We start from the raw sequence: 19135 nt of genomic DNA, 5'->3' as shown, positions 1-19135 counted from the left end.
ACAATAGGTAAGGGGATTTTTATATAAAAATATATGTCTGGCCATCTAGGAAGTGATGTTAATATTAATTTATTTCATACCTCTCTAAATCATAGCTTAAATCAAAGAATAAAAGGTTAAGAAGGGGTTACAATATGCTATTATTTTGCTATTTGCCGGTTCAAATTTGTTATATAACTCTCTTGGATAAAATATGAACAGAGAGGATGCTGTTGAATGAAGATATGGTGGAAAGAAGCGGTAGTCTATCAAATCTATCCGCGAAGCTTCCAAGATTCGAATGGAGATGGAATTGGTGATCTTCAAGGAATCATTCAAAGGTTGGACTATATCCAGGAATTAGGCGTGGATGCCGTCTGGATTTGCCCGATGTTTAAATCGCCAAATGACGATAACGGCTATGATATTTCAGATTATCAGGATGTTATGGAAGACTTCGGAACAATGAAGGAGTTTGATCAGCTTCTTGAAGAGGTTCACAAACGGGGCATGAAGTTAATCATTGATCTTGTTCTAAATCATACAAGTGATGAGCATCCTTGGTTTATTGAATCTAGGTTCTCAAAGGATCACCCAAAAAGAGATTGGTATATTTGGCGTAACGGGAAAAATGGGCGTGAGCCGAATAACTGGGAAAGTATTTTTGGCGGTTCGGCATGGGAATATGATGAGAAGACAAAGCAATACTATCTCCATATTTTTTCAATTAAGCAGCCGGATTTAAACTGGGAGAATGGGGAAGTTCGCCAGGCTTTGTATGAAATCGTTAATTGGTGGATTCAGAAGGGGATTGACGGTTTTCGGATTGATGCGATTAGCCATATTAAAAAGCGAGCGGGTTTACCTAATTTGCCTAATCCAAAGAAATTAAAGTATGTCCCGTCTTTCCCGATGCATTTGAACCAAAAGGGCATTCATCCGTTATTGAAGGAGTTTAAAGAAAGGACCTACGGAAATTCAGATGTGATGACAGTTGGGGAAGCAAATGGAGTGACGGTGGGGGACGCAGGGCTTTGGGTTGGACAAAAGCAGGGCGTCATGGATATGATTTTTCAATTTGAGCATCTCGGTCTTTGGGACCCGGAAGATAAGGACGCAGAGCTAGATATCATTGAATTGAAAAAGGTGCTGACTAAATGGCAAAAAGGCTTGGAGTCGGATGGATGGAATGCTTTATTTATTGAAAATCACGATAAACCTCGTGTCGTTTCAACCTGGGGGGATGACGGGAAATATTGGCGTGAGAGTGCGACAGCCTTTGGAGCAATGTATTTTTTCATGAAAGGGACACCGTTTATATATCAAGGGCAGGAAATCGGCATGACGAATGTTTGCTTCTCTTCCATTGATTATTATGATGATGTAGCAACGAAAAACCTCTATATAAAGAAACAAAGCGAAGGACTAAAGAATCAGGAAATCATGAAAATCATTTGGGCCTCCTCTCGTGATAATAGCCGAACACCTATGCAGTGGTCAGCGGAAAAACATGCTGGATTTAGCACCGTATCTCCATGGATGAAGGTAAATCCGAATAATAAAGAATTGAATGTGGAAACACAGCTTCGGGATGAAGGGTCGGTTCTTTCTTTTTATAAAAAAATGATTCAGTTAAAGAAACAGCATGAAGTATTTAGTTATGGTCAATATGATCTAATTTTAGAGGAGAATAAGCAAATTTTTGCCTATACACGGGCATATGAGGATAAAAAAGCGGTAGTTCTTACAAATTTATCCGGTCGGCAGGCGAAGTTTCAGTTAAATGAATGGAGCCTAAGCTCAGACCAGCTTCTTTTAAATAATTATTCAGTGGAAAAACACAGCTTACAGTCCATGTTTTCTTTTAATCCTTATGAAGCTCGAGTATATAAATGTCATTCCGTTACGTGATAAAATAAAGGAAAAACCTCGTAAGGAGCACGATGATGAAACAAGGGAAAACGAATGCCATGCGCATTCTCGATTCGAAAAAAGTGAAATATGAATTAATCACCTATGACAATCAGGATGGAAAAATTGACGGTGTCTCAGTAGCGCAGAAAATCAATAGAGAGCCGAGAGAAGTTTATAAAACACTGGTAGCACATGGAACTAGCAAACAAACATATGTGTTTATTATTCCGGTCGAGGCTGAGCTAGACTTAAAGAAAGCCGCCAAGGCAGCAGGAGAGAAGAAAATCGAAATGATTGCGGTCAAGGATATTCAGACGCTAACAGGCTATATCCGCGGCGGTTGCTCACCAGTTGGCATGAAAAAGCAATATCCAAGCTTTATTGATATTCAGGCATCAGAACTTCGGTCAATTATTGTGAGCGGCGGAAAAATTGGTGTTCAGATTGAAGTTAGAATGGAGGACCTGATTCAGGTCATACAAGCTCTGTTGAAGGATATTTGTAAAGATTGAACACATTCAATGGGGTTTTGCCACAGACTTGGAGCTGTGGTTTTTTTATGGAATGAGAGAAAAAACCTAATATAAGGTTGTTTAATGCAAGTGTTTCGGAGGTAGAGAGTCAAAAATCCTAACATAGGGCGGTTTAATGTTTAATGTAAGTGTTTTAGAGGTTAAGAGTCAAAAACCCTAACATAGAGGGATTTAATGTAAGTGTTTTGGAGTTAAGAGTCAAAAACCCTAACATAGAGCTGTTCAATGTAAGTGTTTTGGAGGTTAAGAGTTAAAAACCCTAATATAGAGCTGTTCAATGTAAGTGTTTTGGAGGTTAAGGGTTAAAAACCCTAACATAGAGCCGTTCAAAATAAGTGTTTTGGAGGTAAAGAGTCAAAAACTCTAACATAGAGCTGATTAATGTAAGTGTTTAAAGGTTTAGACCCCCCAACAAGTTCCGTTGAAGAAATACCTTCGACCCCTCTATCTTATGGGAATTTGCTCCTCCTCATAGTAGGCATTCACCCATCAATCCCCATTTGCATATGGTAAAGGTGAAAAACAATTCAGGCAAATGAACGGGAAAGGACGTGTAATTGTGGCTGGAAAAATTTTAAATTACTTTGGCGGCGGAAATACAGCACGTGGTTTTTACAGCTTGTTTGAGTCTAACCTGCAAGGACTTGAACGATTATTCATCTTAAAAGGCGGTCCTGGAACGGGAAAGTCCTCTCTTATGAAAGCCATGGGTTCGGAATGGGCAGAGAAGGGATATGATCTAGAGTATATCCATTGCTCATCGGACAATAATTCGATTGATGGTGTCATTATTCCCGCTTTGAAGGTGGGAATTGTCGATGGAACAGCCCCTCATGTCATTGAACCAAAGGCCCCAGGTGCCGTGGAGAAGTATGTCAACCTAGGTGAGGCCTGGGATTCGAAGGCTTTATCAGAGCAAAAAGAGGAAATTATGCAAATCAATGAGCGAGTCAGCGGTTCCTTTGAAATGGCTTATAGCAAATTGGCAGAAGCGCTCAAAATTCATGATAAATGGGAAAATGTTTATATAGAGAATATGGATTTTGCGAAAGCGGATCAGCTTACAAATAAGCTATTGAAGGAATTCTTTGGGAATATGCAATTAAATAAGGCTTCCAATGTTAAGCATCGCTTCCTCGGTGCAGCAACACCGATAGGGGCGGTTGATTTTGTCCAAAACCTGACAGAGGGCATTCCTAAACGATATTTTGTTAAAGGCCGTGCGGGCACAGGAAAGTCTACGATGCTAAAAAAATTAGCTAAAGTTGCAGAAGAACGAGGATTCGATCTAGAAATTTATCATTGCGGATTTGACCCGCACAGTCTTGATATGCTGATCTTTCGCGAGCTGGGTCTGGCGATCTTCGACAGCACCAGTCCACACGAATACTTTCCGGACCGGGCGGGAGATGCAATTATTGATACGTATGAAATCATCGTCTCTCCAGGTACGGATGAAATTTTTGCTGAGCAAATCAAAGAAATTAGCCAGCAATATAAGGCGAAAATGAAAGAGGCCATTTCTTATTTAGCTCAGGCAAAAGCACAGCGTGAGGAATTAGAAAAAATTTATATTGGGGCCATGGATTTTAAAATGGTTGACCGGATGCGGAATGATATCAGGGCTGAAATTCTGCAAATGTCTGAAAGAAATTAATAGATGCAAGGTTAATAGTTTATTTGATTTTTTATATTTTTTCATTAAAGACACGGCCCACACACAAGTGAACGAACCTTGCAAAAGATTCTTATAAACAGTCAAACACCCAAAGTAGGCGTTTTGCATACATTAGAAGGAATGTAAAATGAGAGGAGATACAAAATTTATGGATTACAGCTACTATCCCTATTCATTTCCCTTGAATGTAGAGCAGAATGCTATTTATGACAGAATATTTCCGGGCGGGGGATTTGGACCTCCAGGAGGTTTCCAGCCGGGCCAACCAGGATTCCCACCGGGTCAGCAACCAGGGTTTCCTCCAGGCCAGCCAGGATTCTCGCCAGGTCAGCCAACAGGTGGCGGACAGCAAGGGGGCCCTCCATCATCACCGCCGCCAGCCTTCACACCGCAAATGCAGCAAGCAACTACCTTTGCAGTGGATCCAGGAGCAATTAGAAGATGTTTATTCCGTTTTACTTATATGTGGCTTCATAATGGCCGGAGCTTCTGGTTCTATCCAGTCTTTGTCGGAAGGGATTCAGTTGCCGGCTGGCGTTGGAGACGCAATCGCTGGGTATACTTCGGAACAGACCTGCGCAGCGTCCGCTCCTTCCAATGCTTCTAAAATCGGTGCCAGGTACCTTCTGCGGGCAGTTAATTAATACTGTGCGCATGGAGAGGATAGTTAAGCAGCTATAAAGACGGACCTTCGCTGGTCCGTCTTTTCAATTAGAAAATAATATGCACTGCTAGAACGATCATTTGGACGGATTGATATACCGGTGAACAGTTTGTCCCAATGGTTGAAAGATGGTTAGCTCCTAAATTGGAATAAGAAAAAGGGCAGCCCTATATAAGTAAGGCCACCCTATTCTTTATTCCTCCGAGTATTCAAGCTGCTGCTCTGCAAGCTCCCGGTATAGAGGGTGAGATTGCAGCAATTCGGCATGTGTTCCGGTGCCTGTGATCGTTCCAGCATCCATAACGGCAATTTGATCAGCATCGATAATCGTTGATAAACGATGGGCAATAACTAAAGTAGTTCGGTTGGCCATAAGGTTCTTAAGGGCATTCTGGACGAAGTGCTCGGATGTACTATCTAAATTAGAAGTTGCTTCGTCAAGGAGAAGGATTTTCGGATTTCGAATGATGGCTCTGGCAATGGCAATCCTTTGTCTTTGACCACCGGAAAGCTTTATCCCTCTTTCTCCTACCTCCGTTTCATAGCCGTCTGGCAGCTGATTAATAAATTCTGCTGCGTGGGCAAGCTCAGCGGCTTCCTTCAGTTCTTGATCAGAAACTCCCCTCTCTAATCCATAAACAATATTGTCTTTAATCGTGCCAGACATAAGCGGGCTTTCCTGTGAGACATAGCTAATCTGGCTTCTCCAGGAAAGAAGGTTGAATTCATTAATATTTGTGTCACCGAGCAGAATTTCCCCGTTATTAGGCTCATAAAAGCGCTCAAGCAAGGCAAAAAGGGTAGTCTTTCCACCTCCGCTCGGTCCAACAATAGCAGTTGTTTTTCCAGCGGGTATGGTTAAATGAATATTCTTGATGATAGGATTTTCATTATAAGAGAAAGATAGATTTGTAATATATATATCTTGGGCCGGGTCTTTTACAATTAAATTCTGTTCAGACGGTTCTTTCTCAAGAGCAAGAATTCCCTGTATACGCTCAGTAGCCCCAATTGCTTTTTGAAAAGCTGTAAAAAATGAGGCCATTTGGGTAAACGGCACGACAATTTGGAACATGTAAATAATAATAGCAACGAGGGATCCTGCTGATAATTCTCCTGATGCAACTCTAACTCCTCCGTAGCCAATTAGGATGACAAGGACAAGCATCATAATAAAGGTCATAAAAGGTGAGATAATAGCTTGTATCTTTGCCTCCCTAAGGCCAAATTGGAAAAGGTGCTTAATCCCTTTTTCCCCGCGGATCTTTTCAGCGTTTTCCGCATGGTAGGACTTAACGAGACGAATATCAGTAAGAACACGTCCAAGATTTGCGGAAAAGTCGGCCATTTCATCTTGAGTAGCTTTAGAAATTTTATACATTTTTTGACCTAAAGGCATAATGAGCCCGATGGAAAGCGGGACAGAAATAATCATGATCAACGTCATTTTCCAATCGATCATTAGAAGGATAGCGATTGCCCCGATAATCGAAATGAGCCCAGTTAAAAAGGTGATTAAATGCTGGGTAATTAAATTTTTTACTATATTCGTATCCTGTGTAACCCGGCTCATCGTATCTCCCGATTGATGTTTATCGAAAAAGGGAATGGGGAGAAGTAAAATTTGCTCCCATAGCCGCTTGCGAATGGAAGCGACAATCGCCTCCCCGATGTAGGTCATAAAATAAAATGAAAATCCGGAAGAAATCGTCTGGACAATAAATGCTGCAGCTAGAAGTATAATCAAAGATGTTTCCAGTGCTGAAGCAGCCAGTTGGTCAACGAGTGACTTTGTAAAAAGGGGAACGATTAGACCGGCCCCTGTTTCGATTAGGCTTAGGAAAATAGCTAGGATGAAAATCAACTTTGGAGGGTTTGCTTCTTTTAATAACTGCGAAAAGGCTTTCCAATTTGTGGTGGCTTGGCTATTACTCTTTCCCCGAACTTTCATTGAATTCAAACCCCATTTCCTTTAAATATATTTCCATCGCTTTTGTGAGCCACTTTTCCTCTTCGGCTGAAAAAGGGGAGTGAAATAGGACGGGATCATCCTCTATCTCGACCCCGCTATCAAGCAGGTCTTGAACGAGATTATGGTCGTCCCCTGTGAGTTCTTTCACTAATTCCATATAATCTCCTATTAGCTTTTGAACTTGTTCGCTTGCAGGATCTAGTCCATATAGCTCCTTTAGTTCGGAAAAAACAACGAGTGTCTTCTGATTCATTTCAAGCTGCATTTCCTCAGGAATGCTATACATTTTTTCAACCTTCTCTTCCTGGATAATCTCTTTCAGCCATTCCTTATGCTCGTTTTCCATTTGAATATTTTTAATTAAGGAAATAAAAATGGAAGAATCAACCTCTTCATTTTTATCCATCATATGAAGGGCATGATCGAGTGCCCGAATGACGTTTTCAAGCTGCTGTTTCTTTTGCAGCATTTCACTTTTTTGAAAGGTTAGAGAGTCTTTTAAACTCCAATCCTGCAAATGAATAAACTCACTGATTTTCTCAAGGGAATAGCCTAAATATTTGAGTGAAACGATTTTTTGCAGTTTAATTAAATCCTCGTCAGAATAAAATCTCCTGCCAGACTCGGTTATTAGGGTGGGCTTTAACAAGCTAATTTCATCATAGTAATGCAGAGTCCTTACTGTCGAACCTGTTTTTTTGGCAAATTGACCAATTGAATAGTTAGCAGACATGCGGTTGATTCCCCCTCCAATAATTTCTACCTCTATCATAAAACCTAACGTTACGTAGGAAGCAAGTATAAACTTTTTTAAAGTGGGGTTGTGCTGTTTTCTTTCTGAATGAATAAGCTACAATATTAGTAAAAAGAACTTGAGGTAAATAAAAATGATCCAATTATTAGTTGAACTTTTTGAACAGAACCGGGATCCGGAGAAAGCCGGCCCAATGGAAGCCTATATGAAAAACCATTTTCCTTTTCTCGGGATTAAGTCGCCTGATCGGAAGGGATTAGTCAGGCAATTTTTTCAGGAAAGCGGGATGCTAAAGCAAGAATTTCAGCTAGAATTTGTCTTAGCTTTATGGGAGAAAGAAGAACGAGAATATCAATATGCTGCTATGGATTATATAGAGAGATGTTTGAAACAGCTGGATAAGCAGCATCTCTCATTGATAGAGCAATTAATTACAACAAAGCCATGGTGGGATACGGTTGATTTGCTCGCATCAAAAGCCGTGGGGGCAATAGCTGAAAAGCATCCGGAGGTAATTGCTGAAACTATTGAGGGCTGGGCTTATGGGGATCACCTCTGGCTGCGAAGAACCGCTATTCTTTTTCAGCTAAAATATAAAAATCAAACAGATGAAAAGCTCTTATATCGCTACATCGAGCATAATAAAGACAGTAAGGAGTTTTTTATTCAAAAAGCGATTGGCTGGGCTTTAAGGGAGTACTCAAAAACGAATCCGGAATCTGTAAAGGCATTTATCGAATCGACTACGCTTGCTAGCTTAAGTGTTAGGGAAGGAAGTAAATATATTTAAGGACTGAAAAAGCGTTTAGGCATTCGGTAAAAGCCGAAACTGGGTAATGAAAAGCATTGTGTTCGAAGGGAGGATTGAAATGATTCGTATCGTATCGATAATATTTCTAGCATGTATGATCATGATCGGATGTTCCAATGAAGAGAAGAAGGATGTTGAGGACCAGGAAGCGAGTATTCCAGTAACAGCACCTCAAGTTGTGGCAGATGAGCTGCAAATTCCGTGGTCGATTTCTCAGATTGGCAATAGCTTTTATTTATCGGAAAGGCCTGGGGCCATTGTGAAGGTGGAAGAGGGGAGTTCGGAGCGGCAAAAGGTTGTATTCGAAAAACCGCTTGCTACGGCTGCAGAAGCAGGACTTTTAGGACTCGTGCTTTCACCAGACTTTTTACAAACAAATGAGGCCTTTGCCTATTACACCTACACGGATCAGAGTGGTCAGTTTAACCGAATTGTCGTGCTCCAGCTTAAGAACAATGTTTGGCAGGAAAAGCGCCTGCTCTTAGATAAAATACCGAGCGGACAATTTCATCACGGTGGCAGGCTGAAAATCGGGCCGGATGGCAAACTGTATGCGACAACAGGGGATGCCGCAACGAATCCGGAAATCGCTCAGGATCTCGGCTCCTTAGGTGGAAAAATCTTAAGAATGAATTTGGACGGCTCTATCCCAAATGATAACCCATTTCCGAATTCCTACGTATATAGCTATGGGCATCGCAATCCTCAAGGTCTTGCTTGGACTGCAGATGGTGCACTTTATGAAAGTGAGCATGGACCTTCAGCCAATGATGAAATTAATTTAATACAGGCCGGAAAAAATTACGGATGGCCACTCATCAAAGGGACAGAGAAAAGAGCGGGTATGGAGTCACCGTTATTTACCTCTGGGGCCAACCATACATGGGCGCCCTCGGGCATGGCGTTTGCTAACGGAAACCTTTATGTTTCGGCATTAAGAGGAAATGCTGTAATAGAATTTAATCTGCAAACGGGAGAGCAGCGCGAAATCATTACAGGTCTTGGGCGAATACGGGATGTGATCATCAAGGACAATACCCTCTATTTTATTAGCAATAATACGGATGGCCGCGGAAATCCGCTAGAGAGGGATGATAAATTATATCGAATCCCGTTGTCATCTCAATAAAAAAAAGGTTGGGGCCTGAGGCCCAACCTTTTATTGCATTTTTTGATTATAATACTTGACCGAATACAAGGCTCCCTCATCGACCATTTTATTGTCCTCAATATCTTGTGGGTGAGGGTTTCCCGCCTTCTCAATCGGGAGAATTTTACTTTTATCTAATGGAGATGGTTTGATTTTTCGCTTCCAGTCTCTTAGTACATTTCCGGCCTTTAATCTATTGGGTTTAGAAGATAACCATATCGCAGCAGCTGATACACCAGCTCCTGCCGCCATTACGGATGTCATACGTAAGGCTTGTCTCATAGTAACTCCTCCTCTTAAAATTTTAGATTTGATCCTTCTTCATTTCACCTCCTGTTATTTATCATATGTATACCCTTCAGCTTTTCTATCAAAACATGAAATCTAGTAGTCTCTCTTTTCATTCTCGTTACAAAAATATTAAATACGAAAATAATAGTTTTAGATTTCATAGACGGTGGTACACATTAAGCAAGGTTGCAGCGAGCAACCGAAAAGGCAGGCTCTTACGTCAAACTAAAGGGAGGTAAGAAAATGAATAATCGTTTTATTACTGAAATTTTGACAATGGGAATGTCTAACTATCTGTTAGGTAGTGTGGTTGATCAAGAATCTCCCCCTGCGCGAAGAATGATGAAAAGAATGTTGAGCAGGAGAAAAAAGAACCAATTCTATCTGCGCGATCTTCCGATGTAAAGGTTATTTGGGGAAATTCGAGGCTGCTTAATAAATTTTAATGGAGGGAATTCAATGAATACAAAATTAATCGTTCGAGAATGTAATGATGTTGTTCAAGTCTTAAATGAGGTTAAAGCATTTGAATTCAGTGGAGTCCAGCCAGATGATATGTATGTGTTGGCTCATGAAAAGAGTCGGACGGATGAAATAGCAAGGCAATTAGGTATTAATACGATTGGTATAAAGGAAGAAGGTGTGGGGACAGCTGTAAAGAATTTGTTTGAAGGCAAAGGGGAAACTCTCCGTAATAAAATACAAGAGATGGGGCTTTCCAAGGAGGAAGCAGATGTGTGCGAAATGAAACTGGACCGTGGAAAAATCCTGTTGTTTGTTCAGGAGGACCAACGTACGATTGGCAGTGTGCTTTTTAATAGTTAACGTTTACTAGGCATATAGCAGAAGTTTGCCAAATTGAGTTATAAATGAAAAGAGAATTGTCCTTTTCTGTTTATCATATCAGAGAGGACAATTCTCTTTTTTATAGATTGACATGTTAGTTTGTCCACTGACAACGGACATTGACTAGCCCCAAATTTTAATTTGGTGCTAGCCCGCGCATGAGAAATTGAATGGTTAGTTCAATTTCCTCTTCATCGTTCCATTGGGAATCTGGAAATAGGATGTATCTGCTGAAAAGGTAGCCAATAATGGTAGTAACGGTTAACCGAATAACCTGCTGGGGCAGGATCTCAATAATTTGGCCCTTTTCCTGATAGTATTCTGTTACTTTTATATAGCGGTCAAAGACCTTCTTGGCAATATGCTCGAAAAATTGCTCCTTCAGCTCAGGGTGAAAAGGGATTTCCTGGATTACTATTTTTAAGAGAGGCAGGTTTTTCTTTAAAAAGATCACGCGATTTTCTATCATCGCTCTAAGAAAATCTTCAAACCTCTCATATTTCGTATCCAACACCTTATTCAAGTCCTTAATGACAAATGGGGCCAGCAATTTGGCCATAGTAGGAGCGACAATGCCTAATAACAAATCTTTTTTTGTTTTATAGTGCCTGAAAATCGTACCTTCAGCGACTCCCGCTTTTTTAGCAATTTCACTCGTTGAGGTAGCGGCATAGCCTTTTTCAGAAAATGATTCGATGGCGGCGATGATAATTCTTTTCTGCTTATCTGTTAACTCTTCTTCATTGTCGAAAAGTTGGGTAATCAATAAATCCTGTTCAGCTATGATGAACAACTCCTTTTTACACTCATCCTGATCATTTCATTATAAATGAAGTTCAGATGAGGAAGGAAATAAACAACAGATTGTTCAAATCCTTCGGTATTTTCTTAGTGCAGCAACATTAAGTATCATAAATAGCAAGGAAAATCCAGCCAACATTAGTAAGTCCTGATAAATCATATCCAAGCCAAAGCCTCTGATCATGACATTTCGCAGCGCCTCATTCGCATAATAAAGAGGGGTCAAAGGACCAATCCAGCTGAGCCACTTCGAAATGGTGTCAGGGTTAAATAAACCGGAAAAGAACAGCTGCGGAACAATCACGAGCGGGATAAATTGAATCATTTGCAGCTCATTATTGGCAAAGGATGATAATAAAGTTCCCAATGTTAAGGCTGTGAGGGAAACGAGTAAAGTGATGATCAGGACGTAGATGAAGATGCCCTCCATCATCATGCCTAGTACATAGATGGAATACCATGCAATAACGGCGGCCTGGATCATTGTAAATATTCCAAAACCGATCACATAGCCCATGACAATTTCCCATTTTCTCAAAGGACTTGATAATAACCTTTCCAGCGTTCCTGTCGTTCTTTCCCGCAAAAAGGAGACACCGGCTATAAGGAATACGAAGAAGAAGACGAAATATCCTAAGAGAATCGGACCGTAGTAATCAAATTGCCCCATATCACTAGAACCATATAAATAATGCACATCTGCCGCCTTTTGTGGCCCGCCTTGCTGTAAAGGCTTTAGTGCATCCTGCAGCCATTTTAATACAGAGCCGTTCGCGCCTGGATCACTACCTTCAAGGAATACAGCAGGCTGCTGATTCTCAAACATGATATACCCATCTAATTTTTTATCTGCTAAATCCTTCTCAGCTTTTTGAATAGAGTCATATTGCGTAACATCAGCATGATCTAAATCTAACTGATCTGCTATTTGCTCAGGTACATCTACTAAACCAATTTTCGGCTCATAATCAGTTCCATTAAAAACTAAATAGAGCATGGAAAGGACAAGAATGGGAGCAAAGATTAATAGAGCCATTGTCCGTTTATCACGGATGATTTGGCGTAGAATTCGAATAACTAATGCGGAAATTCTCATCCTTCAGCACCTCCATACACAAGGAAAGCTTCTTCGATATTATGGGAATTTGTTTTTTCCTTCAATTCTTCAGGGGTGCCAACAGCAATGAGCTTCCCATCTCGGATCATGCCGAGCCGGTCACATTTCTCTGCTTCATCCATCACATGGGTTGTAACAATAATCGTTGTGCCCGCATCCTTCAGCTTATAAAAAGCTTCCCAAATGCTCTTTCTTAAGACAGGATCAATACCGACTGTCGGTTCGTCAAGAATAAGCAGCTTCGGCTCGTGTAAAAGGGAAATTGCCAGCGAGAGGCGGCGTTTCATTCCGCCAGAATAGGCAGAAACTAGCTTATTTACATGTTCAGAAAGGGAGACGGTTTCCATGACCTCACGCATCCGTTCCTTTCGCTTTCCCCCTTTTAAACCGTAGAGGGCTGCGAAGAATTCAAGATTTTCCTTTGCGGAAAGCTCTCCATATAGAGCATCCGACTGGGCCATATACCCAATTTTTTCAATGAGCTTAAGATTAGGCATTTTCTTTAGAAAAATGAAGTTTTCACCATCCGTTGGGAGATCAAGTCCGACCAGCTGTTTAACTAATGTCGTTTTTCCGGCGCCAGAAGGGCCAAGAAGGCCAAAAATCTCTCCCGAAGCGATCTCTAAGCTGATGTTTTTCAGTACTTCGTGTTTACCAAAAGCTTTAGACACATGGCGAATTGAAACAATATTATTTTCCACTGTCGACACCTCTCTTTTTAAAGTGAGTAATCACTCATTATTAGTTTATGATAAATCCTGGAAATTGTAAAGTGAGTAATCACTCATTTTTGTTTAATCTTAATTAAATATTGAATATGCATATCAGAGTGTGAAATTAATCACACTCAGCAAGAAGCAATCTCGATAGAATGTTATGTAGAGTAACATGGAGGAGGTGTTTCGGTATGAGCAGTTCAGTGCGTCAGTCTGATATTGAACATTTTTTAGAAAAAATTGAGATATTTAAGGATCTCCCAAAAGAATCTTACCAGCTGCTTCATAAAAGAATTAGTAAAAAACCTTATAAAAAAGGGGAAAAAGTTATTTCCGAATATGATAAAGCAGAAGGAATATTCTTTGTTCATTCAGGCATTGTCAAATTAACAAAGCAGGACGATCAAGGGAATGAGATGATTACTTGTATTAAGAAGAAGGGGGAGGTCTTCGCTGAGGCATGCTTATTTAATGAGGAGGGAACTTGCTATCCAGCAACCGCGACCATGATTCAGGACGGAGAAGTGTATTTTTTGAAAACGGAAGACTTGGAGCAAGAGTTTCTGGTTTCCCCGGAGTTGGCGGTTCAGATGATTCGCTATATGAGTGTGCAGCTGCGTGATTTTACTTCGATTCTACGTGATGTTGCTTTACTGGATGTGTATATGAAAACGGTGCGGGCATTAGAACGTTTGGCTGAAAAGTTTGGTGCCAATCATTGTAACCGAATGCATATTGAGCTTCCGATAACCGTACAAGAATTCTCAACCTTAGTTGGAACAACGAGAGAAAGTGTCAGCCGGGTTTTTTCTAAGCTAAAAAAGGATGGACTTCTCGAAATTAGCGGGAAAAACATTATAATTACGGATTGGTGCCGCTTTTGCTCCCTTTTTCATCATAAACTCTAATAGTTAATTTTAATAGAGTTATGTATAATAAAGGTATTTAAAAGGGTACAGAGGTGCTTTAGCTATGGCAGATTTCCGTTCTAGTGTAATTATTCATAAACCGGTTTCAGAAGTATTTCATTACTTGGCCAGTATGGAGAATGTTCCTGAACTCATGCCCAATGTCGTGAAAATGGAAAAACTCACAGAAGGACCGATTGGCAAAGGAACAAAGTTTAAGGAAAGCCGGTCCGTCCGCGGGAATACCGTGAATGCAGAAATTGAGTTTATTGAATATAAACAGGATCAAGCCTTCACAACGAGGAGCAATTCCAATGGCTTGATTACAGAGTACGCCTATGCCTTTCATGAGATTGAGGAAGGAACCCAGGTGGAGCTTGATGCCTTTGTGAAGACGAGCGGACTTAGGATGAAATTAACAAAGAGATTAATTGTCAATATGATCAAAAAGGAAGATGGATTTCAGCTTGAGTATTTGAAGGAAATGCTTGAAGGCAAAAAAAGTGAGTAATTAGCAAAAAAAGCAGTTTTTCTCAGTGATGCGAGAAAAACTGCTTTTTGCATGAAAGGCCCTAGAACGAGTAGGTCCAAAAACGCTCGTTATGAAATCTGGCTACATACTCGGGATCTTGGTTCTCCAGGTTTATCGCCATCTGGCTCACGACCAGCTGGGTTTGCGATACATGTGCTTTAATGGTAGCGAGCTTTTTATCAACAAAAGCAGATACATCATTAACGACATCAGCCTGGCCGATTTCCTCTTCACAATTATGGGAAAAGGCCACACAATGAACCTTTGGACGTTCTTCAGCGGGCATTTCTCTAACTGCCCGAATAACGGCTGCCCCTGTAGCATCATGGTCCGGATGCACGGCATAGCCTGGATAGAATGTGATGATTAAGGAAGGGTTGACATCTTTAATAATGGAGGCCATATGGGCAGCGACAACTTCCTCATTTTCAAATTCGATTGTTTTATCTCGATAGCCAAGCATTCTTAAATCCGTGATCCCTAGAATATTCGCAGCATCCTGTAATTCTTTTTTCCGAATGTGGGGCAAGGATTCTCTTGTGGCAAAAGGAGGATTTCCCATATTTCGGCCCATTTCGCCCAAGGTCAGGCAGGCATAAGTGACAGGCGTACCGCTATCGATATGGAAGGAAATCGTTCCGGATACACCAAATGCCTCATCATCTGGATGGGGGAATACGACTAGAACATGTCTTTCTTTTTCCATTGTGTTGTCTCCTTTCTATCTGTTTTTGCATATTTAAAAATGAATGTTTAACTTAAAAAGGTGATTCGCCAATTTGCAGCGCCACTGCGAGCTTGCCTTCAAAGTCATGCCCAGCTAAAAGGAGACGCCCCTTTTCATCGATTTCAAAATGGGTAATCCCCTCAGCATACACCCAGCCAAAGCTCATTTTGAGCCCAACTCTATAAGGTCCTTTTCCAACTATTTTTCCATGCTCATATTGCAGGAAAGCATTTCGAATATAGGCCCCCGAAGAGAAAAAAGACTTATCAAAATGGGAAGCATAGGCCCCGTTCGTTGTTTCCAAATGAATATATACATCTTTCTTAGCAAAGCGGTCTATTTCCTTTTGCACCTGCTCAGGTTTAACAGCTTCCATAATGGGCCTCCTTTCCAATTAATATTTATAAACTTACGTTTTGGTGAATATGAAAGGTTCATGGGTTTTAATTTTCACCCATTTATTTTACTAAAAATAAACAGTAAAAGCGAAAATGACGCTTGTGTGATGAGAAAAAGCATGACTGCACAAATGGATGGAGCCTTCTTGCAAAAAAACAGAGCCAAAAAGGCTCTGTTGAAATCATTGTAAAAAACTTATTCTGCTGCTCCTGATCGTCCAGCGCCAAACAGACGGTATGCACCGTGCATCGTTGGCCCTACGTATTGATTTAATTTAAAGCCATGATTAATAGCTGCCGTAATGAAATCTTTTGCTGTTTCGACGGCCTCAACAACCGTTTTGCCTTTCGCAAGCTCAGCTGCAATGGCTGATGCGAATGTGCAGCCTGCCCCATGTGTGTAGGTTGTGTTGACCAACTCAGATTCCAAAAGCTTGAATTCCTTTCCATCGTAGAAAAGATCAACGGCTGTAGGATGGTTTAGCTTGCTGCCGCCTTTGATCACTACATATTTTGCGCCAAGCTCATGGATTTTCACAGCGGCTTCCTTCATATCGTCCACTGTTTTGATTGGTCCTGTTTTTGCCAGTTGCCACGCTTCAAAGAGGTTAGGTGTCACAACCGTTGCGCGAGGGACAAGGATGTTTCTTAAAGCATCCGCTGTTTCAGGGTGAAGAACTTCATCTTCTCCTTTACAAACTAATACTGGATCAATAACTACTTTATCTAATTTATTCTCATCAATTGTTTTGGCCGCAAGCTCAACGATCTCGACTGAACCAAGCATGCCTGTTTTCATCGCATCGATTCCTGTTGAAAGAATCGTTTCAAGCTGAGTCTCTATAGTGTCGAGCGCAATTGGAAACACGTTATGGTTCCAATTATTTTTTGGATCCATCGTTACGATAGTAGTAAGAGCTGTCATTCCATATACGCCAAGCTCCTGGAATGTTTTAAGGTCAGCCTGAATTCCGGCGCCCCCGCTTGTGTCTGAGCCAGCTATTGTTAGAACTTTTTTCATTGTCATGTGATACATTCCTCCCAAAATTCAGGTTTCGATTTGATTAATTTATCCATTTTTAATTATAGCAATAATTATTATTGGCTGAAACTTTATTGTTATAGGCTTTTATTTCCAGTCCGTTTTCTCTATTATAAGCTTAGGTGATGAATAATGAGGAGAATTTTATACATAGAAGATGATTTGGAGATTGGCAACTGGGTAAAAGAAGATTTAGAGCAAAGGGGATTTAAGGTTGAATGGTTAAAATCGGGTGATGGAGCTGAAAAAATGGTATCAGAACATGACCTCGTAATATTAGATGTTATGCTGCCGGGTCTTGATGGCTTTACGATTGGCCAGCGGCTGAAAAAAGAGTCGCCGCAAATTCCAATATTAATGCTCTCAGCCCGCACGGCAGTTGAAGATAAGCTGCATGGCCTCCAATTTGCTGATGATTACTTGACCAAGCCATTTCATCCCGATGAATTGGCCGCACGAATTGAAGTATGCTTTCGAAGATCGGGGCTTTCAATCTCCAATGAGCTGAACCTTGGACATATAAGTGTAAATCTCTCAGAAAATAGAATTTTGGACAGCCGCTCAGGAGAGGAAATTGTATTGACCGGCAAGCAATACCAAATTTTCATGCATTTTTTGAGGCACCCGAACCAGATTTTAACGAAAGAACAAATCTATGAAGCGGTTTGGGGAGAACCTTATATCGAAGGGGATAAGACGCTGATGGTTCACATCCGTTATCTTCGGGAAAAAATTGAAAAGAATCCAAGCTCGCCAGAAATCATTGAAACGATTAGAGGAATTGGCTACCGGGTGAAGCAATGAAACTAAAAAACTCGTTATTGAACCAATATTTACTAATAGTTTTGCTTGCGATTATGATTGTGCCTATTTCCTTTCCTATTGTTACGATGGTGTTCTACCTCCCGTACAGTGATAAAGAACCGAACAAATATCAAAATGGAACCGATCTAGAGAAAATGTGGCATGAAGCCGCACGAAGCTTAGCTGGCGCTTCTGATGAGAAAATAAATGAAAAGTTACAGCAAATCCAACATGAATTCGATCAAGCGAGTATGTTCTGGGTCGATGAAACGGGACAAACGAAATTAACACTACCTAAGGATATAACGGGTCCTTCATCATGGTCCCCGTCCTATACGATTGATTTTATGAAAAAAAGTCGTGGATACGAGGTGGATCCTTTTACCGTAGTGGCCTTAATTGGCGAAAATAAAAATGAAGGCTTTATGGTTCTGCAGGTCCCGAGGTCCGCCATGACGGTAACAGGAAGGCAAATCCAGGAAGATTATAGTTATATCATTGTTGTTTTGATTTTTGCTATATTAGCTATTTTTATATTTATCTCATGGATTTTCTTTTACAAAATTAGAAAGCGGCTTTTACGACTTCGGCAGGCTATGTCGAGCCCTGCTGAAAATGGGATTCCCGATCCAATCAGTTTAGAGAAAAAGGATGAAATTGGGCAGCTGGAAGGTTCGTTTAATGAAATGATTCATCAGCTTGAAAGCAGCCGTCAGCGTGAATTGGAGGAAGAAACGCTAAGAAGACAGCTGATTGCCAATCTGTCTCATGATTTAAGAACCCCTCTTACTACGATAAGAGGGCATGCTTATAGCCTAAAGAAGGAGCCGTTAAGTGCACAGGGGAAGGAATCTCTTGATTTGATTGATAATAAGATTGGGTATTTAAGCCAATTAATAGAAAACCTTCTTTCCTATACATTGTTAACATCAGGAAAATACCCTTATGATCCAAGGAGGGTGGATATCGTTCGCCTAGTGAAAACCTCTTTTGCTGCCTGGTACCCTGTTTTTGAACATCTTCATTTTGAGATGAGCATTGATCTTCCTGAGAGGACCTTTTATTGGGAAATCGATTCGCAATGGCTGGAGCGGGTGTTGGATAATTTTTATCAGAATGTCCATCGGCATGCGAAGGAAGGGAAGTATATTGGGGTCAAGGTTGATACAGAACTGGAGCAGATCATCATTGAAGACCACGGCTCGGGAATGAGCGGGGAATCAACCGGGAAGGGTGCTGGAATCGGACTTTCCATTGTGTCGCTGATGTTGAAGGATATGGGTCTGGAGTGGATGGCGGAAACAGGAGAAGCTGGAACGAATATTAGAATACAGAGGAAAAATTGAGGAGCCGACTTATTTTATGTCGGTTTTTTTTATTGAATGATAAAACTTTGCGTAGGGAGAGTTTAATGTAAGAGTTTTGGATCTTCTCATAGGAAAACCCTAACATAGAGAGGTTCAATGTAAGTGTTTTGGCCTCCCTCAACGAAAAACCC

Annotated in this window: 21 protein-coding genes; 12 read left to right on the top strand and 9 right to left on the bottom strand. The window is 40.9% G+C overall.

Annotation, left to right across the window (positions count from 1 at the left end; translation table 11 throughout):
* Nucleotides 1–216: 216 nt before the first annotated feature.
* The 4 genes from V7164_RS07715 to V7164_RS07700 all read left to right on the top strand — a co-directional run bounded on the left by V7164_RS07715 (nt 217) and on the right by V7164_RS07700 (nt 4711).
* Entirely contained in the window at nt 217–1890 is a 1674-nt protein-coding gene (locus tag V7164_RS07715) for a glycoside hydrolase family 13 protein (protein WP_335353807.1), read from the top strand.
* Nucleotides 1891–1925: 35 nt separating this feature from the next.
* The gene (ybaK, locus tag V7164_RS07710) at nt 1926–2405 is read left to right on the top strand and encodes a Cys-tRNA(Pro) deacylase (RefSeq protein WP_335353811.1); all 480 of its coding nucleotides are present in this window, start codon (nt 1926–1928) and stop codon (nt 2403–2405) included.
* 580 nt (nt 2406–2985) lie between these two features.
* Nucleotides 2986–4083 (top strand): PRK06851 family protein, encoded by a 1098-nt coding sequence (locus V7164_RS07705; protein WP_335353806.1) that lies wholly within the window; start codon nt 2986–2988, stop codon nt 4081–4083.
* A 148-nt stretch (nt 4084–4231) separates the two neighbouring features.
* Nucleotides 4232–4711, top strand: coding sequence for a hypothetical protein (locus V7164_RS07700; protein ID WP_335353805.1), 480 nt, complete (start codon nt 4232–4234; stop codon nt 4709–4711).
* A 250-nt stretch (nt 4712–4961) separates the two neighbouring features.
* Here V7164_RS07700 and V7164_RS07695 read toward each other — a convergent pair whose 3' ends face one another.
* Together V7164_RS07695 and V7164_RS07690 are read right to left on the bottom strand one after the other, a co-directional pair.
* Nucleotides 4962–6719 carry an ABC transporter ATP-binding protein gene (locus tag V7164_RS07695; RefSeq protein WP_335353804.1) on the bottom strand — a complete coding sequence of 586 codons (1758 nt, stop codon included), beginning with the start codon at nt 6717–6719 and terminating at the stop codon, nt 4962–4964.
* Entirely contained in the window at nt 6697–7473 is a 777-nt protein-coding gene (locus V7164_RS07690) for a MerR family transcriptional regulator (RefSeq protein ID WP_335353803.1), read from the bottom strand. The genes V7164_RS07695 and V7164_RS07690 overlap by 23 nt, the downstream gene beginning before the upstream one ends.
* A 154-nt stretch (nt 7474–7627) precedes the next feature.
* Here V7164_RS07690 and V7164_RS07685 point away from each other — a divergent pair, with 154 nt between their 5' ends.
* Both V7164_RS07685 and V7164_RS07680 read left to right on the top strand, forming a co-directional pair.
* Nucleotides 7628–8284, top strand: coding sequence for a DNA alkylation repair protein (locus tag V7164_RS07685; protein WP_335353802.1), 657 nt, complete (start codon nt 7628–7630; stop codon nt 8282–8284).
* Between the two features lie 79 nt (nt 8285–8363).
* Nucleotides 8364–9434: a PQQ-dependent sugar dehydrogenase gene (locus V7164_RS07680; protein WP_335344719.1), complete on the top strand. Its 1071-nt coding sequence runs from the start codon at nt 8364–8366 to the stop codon at nt 9432–9434.
* Nucleotides 9435–9464: 30 nt separating this feature from the next.
* On the opposite strand, the gene V7164_RS07675 is transcribed toward V7164_RS07680, so the two are convergent.
* The gene (locus V7164_RS07675; RefSeq protein WP_335344718.1) at nt 9465–9737 is read right to left on the bottom strand and encodes a hypothetical protein; all 273 of its coding nucleotides are present in this window, start codon (nt 9735–9737) and stop codon (nt 9465–9467) included.
* Between the two features lie 252 nt (nt 9738–9989).
* On the opposite strand from V7164_RS07675, the gene V7164_RS07670 reads away from it, so the two are divergent.
* Nucleotides 9990–10151 (top strand): hypothetical protein, encoded by a 162-nt coding sequence (locus V7164_RS07670; protein WP_335344717.1) that lies wholly within the window; start codon nt 9990–9992, stop codon nt 10149–10151.
* A gap of 54 nt (nt 10152–10205) precedes the next feature.
* Nucleotides 10206–10571, top strand: a complete 366-nt coding sequence (locus V7164_RS07665; RefSeq protein WP_335353801.1) for a general stress protein — start codon at nt 10206–10208, stop codon at nt 10569–10571.
* A gap of 157 nt (nt 10572–10728) precedes the next feature.
* On the opposite strand, the gene V7164_RS07660 is transcribed toward V7164_RS07665, so the two are convergent.
* The 3 genes from V7164_RS07660 to V7164_RS07650 form a co-directional block, all read right to left on the bottom strand.
* The gene (locus V7164_RS07660; protein WP_335353810.1) at nt 10729–11376 is read right to left on the bottom strand and encodes a TetR/AcrR family transcriptional regulator; all 648 of its coding nucleotides are present in this window, start codon (nt 11374–11376) and stop codon (nt 10729–10731) included.
* An 84-nt stretch (nt 11377–11460) separates the two neighbouring features.
* Entirely contained in the window at nt 11461–12489 is a 1029-nt protein-coding gene (locus tag V7164_RS07655) for an ABC transporter permease (protein ID WP_335353800.1), read from the bottom strand.
* Complete coding sequence (locus V7164_RS07650; RefSeq protein ID WP_335353799.1) at nt 12486–13211, bottom strand: ABC transporter ATP-binding protein; 726 nt, start codon at nt 13209–13211, stop codon at nt 12486–12488. The genes V7164_RS07655 and V7164_RS07650 overlap by 4 nt, the downstream gene beginning before the upstream one ends.
* Nucleotides 13212–13417: 206 nt before the next feature.
* Here V7164_RS07650 and V7164_RS07645 point away from each other — a divergent pair, with 206 nt between their 5' ends.
* Together V7164_RS07645 and V7164_RS07640 are read left to right on the top strand one after the other, a co-directional pair.
* A complete protein-coding gene (locus V7164_RS07645) occupies nt 13418–14134 on the top strand; it encodes a Crp/Fnr family transcriptional regulator (protein WP_335344713.1) in 717 nt (238 codons plus the stop codon).
* Between the two features lie 64 nt (nt 14135–14198).
* Nucleotides 14199–14645: an SRPBCC family protein gene (locus V7164_RS07640; RefSeq protein ID WP_335353798.1), complete on the top strand. Its 447-nt coding sequence runs from the start codon at nt 14199–14201 to the stop codon at nt 14643–14645.
* 61 nt (nt 14646–14706) lie between these two features.
* Here the strand turns inward: V7164_RS07640 and bshB2 are convergent, their stop codons facing one another.
* The 3 genes from bshB2 to pdxK all read right to left on the bottom strand — a co-directional run bounded on the left by bshB2 (nt 14707) and on the right by pdxK (nt 16818).
* On the bottom strand, nt 14707–15372 hold the full coding sequence (gene bshB2, locus V7164_RS07635; RefSeq protein WP_335353797.1) for a bacillithiol biosynthesis deacetylase BshB2: 666 nt from the start codon (nt 15370–15372) through the stop codon (nt 14707–14709).
* Between the two features lie 52 nt (nt 15373–15424).
* Nucleotides 15425–15769: a YojF family protein gene (locus V7164_RS07630; protein ID WP_335344710.1), complete on the bottom strand. Its 345-nt coding sequence runs from the start codon at nt 15767–15769 to the stop codon at nt 15425–15427.
* A gap of 218 nt (nt 15770–15987) precedes the next feature.
* Complete coding sequence (gene pdxK / locus V7164_RS07625; protein ID WP_335353796.1) at nt 15988–16818, bottom strand: pyridoxine/pyridoxal/pyridoxamine kinase; 831 nt, start codon at nt 16816–16818, stop codon at nt 15988–15990.
* A 147-nt stretch (nt 16819–16965) separates the two neighbouring features.
* On the opposite strand from pdxK, the gene V7164_RS07620 reads away from it, so the two are divergent.
* Together V7164_RS07620 and V7164_RS07615 are read left to right on the top strand one after the other, a co-directional pair.
* Nucleotides 16966–17637 carry a response regulator transcription factor gene (locus V7164_RS07620; protein ID WP_335353795.1) on the top strand — a complete coding sequence of 224 codons (672 nt, stop codon included), beginning with the start codon at nt 16966–16968 and terminating at the stop codon, nt 17635–17637.
* Nucleotides 17634–18983: a sensor histidine kinase gene (locus V7164_RS07615; protein WP_335353794.1), complete on the top strand. Its 1350-nt coding sequence runs from the start codon at nt 17634–17636 to the stop codon at nt 18981–18983. Before V7164_RS07620 ends, V7164_RS07615 begins: the two co-directional genes overlap by 4 nt.
* The last annotated feature ends 152 nt before the right edge of the window (nt 18984–19135 follow it).

It is taken from the genome of Bacillus sp. JJ1474, assembly GCF_036965225.1.
Taxonomy (GTDB): Bacteria; Bacillota; Bacilli; order Bacillales; family Cytobacillaceae; genus Cytobacillus.
Note: the sequence above shows the minus strand (reverse complement) of the source record. Positions and strands in the feature narration are given on the sequence as shown.

Coding starts and splice junctions, on each gene's coding strand:
- V7164_RS07715 (WP_335353807.1), top strand. CDS start 217: ATGAAGATATGGTGGAAAGAAGCGGTAGTCTATCAAATCTATCCGCGA.
- ybaK (WP_335353811.1), top strand. CDS start 1,926: ATGAAACAAGGGAAAACGAATGCCATGCGCATTCTCGATTCGAAAAAA.
- V7164_RS07700 (WP_335353805.1), top strand. CDS start 4,232: ATGAGAGGAGATACAAAATTTATGGATTACAGCTACTATCCCTATTCA.
- V7164_RS07695 (WP_335353804.1), bottom strand. CDS start 6,719: ATGAAAGTTCGGGGAAAGAGTAATAGCCAAGCCACCACAAATTGGAAA.
- V7164_RS07690 (WP_335353803.1), bottom strand. CDS start 7,473: ATGTCTGCTAACTATTCAATTGGTCAATTTGCCAAAAAAACAGGTTCG.
- V7164_RS07685 (WP_335353802.1), top strand. CDS start 7,628: ATGATCCAATTATTAGTTGAACTTTTTGAACAGAACCGGGATCCGGAG.
- V7164_RS07680 (WP_335344719.1), top strand. CDS start 8,364: ATGATTCGTATCGTATCGATAATATTTCTAGCATGTATGATCATGATC.
- V7164_RS07675 (WP_335344718.1), bottom strand. CDS start 9,737: ATGAGACAAGCCTTACGTATGACATCCGTAATGGCGGCAGGAGCTGGT.
- V7164_RS07670 (WP_335344717.1), top strand. CDS start 9,990: ATGAATAATCGTTTTATTACTGAAATTTTGACAATGGGAATGTCTAAC.
- V7164_RS07665 (WP_335353801.1), top strand. CDS start 10,206: ATGAATACAAAATTAATCGTTCGAGAATGTAATGATGTTGTTCAAGTC.
- V7164_RS07655 (WP_335353800.1), bottom strand. CDS start 12,489: ATGAGAATTTCCGCATTAGTTATTCGAATTCTACGCCAAATCATCCGT.
- V7164_RS07645 (WP_335344713.1), top strand. CDS start 13,418: ATGAGCAGTTCAGTGCGTCAGTCTGATATTGAACATTTTTTAGAAAAA.
- V7164_RS07640 (WP_335353798.1), top strand. CDS start 14,199: ATGGCAGATTTCCGTTCTAGTGTAATTATTCATAAACCGGTTTCAGAA.
- bshB2 (WP_335353797.1), bottom strand. CDS start 15,372: ATGGAAAAAGAAAGACATGTTCTAGTCGTATTCCCCCATCCAGATGAT.
- V7164_RS07630 (WP_335344710.1), bottom strand. CDS start 15,769: ATGGAAGCTGTTAAACCTGAGCAGGTGCAAAAGGAAATAGACCGCTTT.
- pdxK (WP_335353796.1), bottom strand. CDS start 16,818: ATGACAATGAAAAAAGTTCTAACAATAGCTGGCTCAGACACAAGCGGG.
- V7164_RS07620 (WP_335353795.1), top strand. CDS start 16,966: ATGAGGAGAATTTTATACATAGAAGATGATTTGGAGATTGGCAACTGG.
- V7164_RS07615 (WP_335353794.1), top strand. CDS start 17,634: ATGAAACTAAAAAACTCGTTATTGAACCAATATTTACTAATAGTTTTG.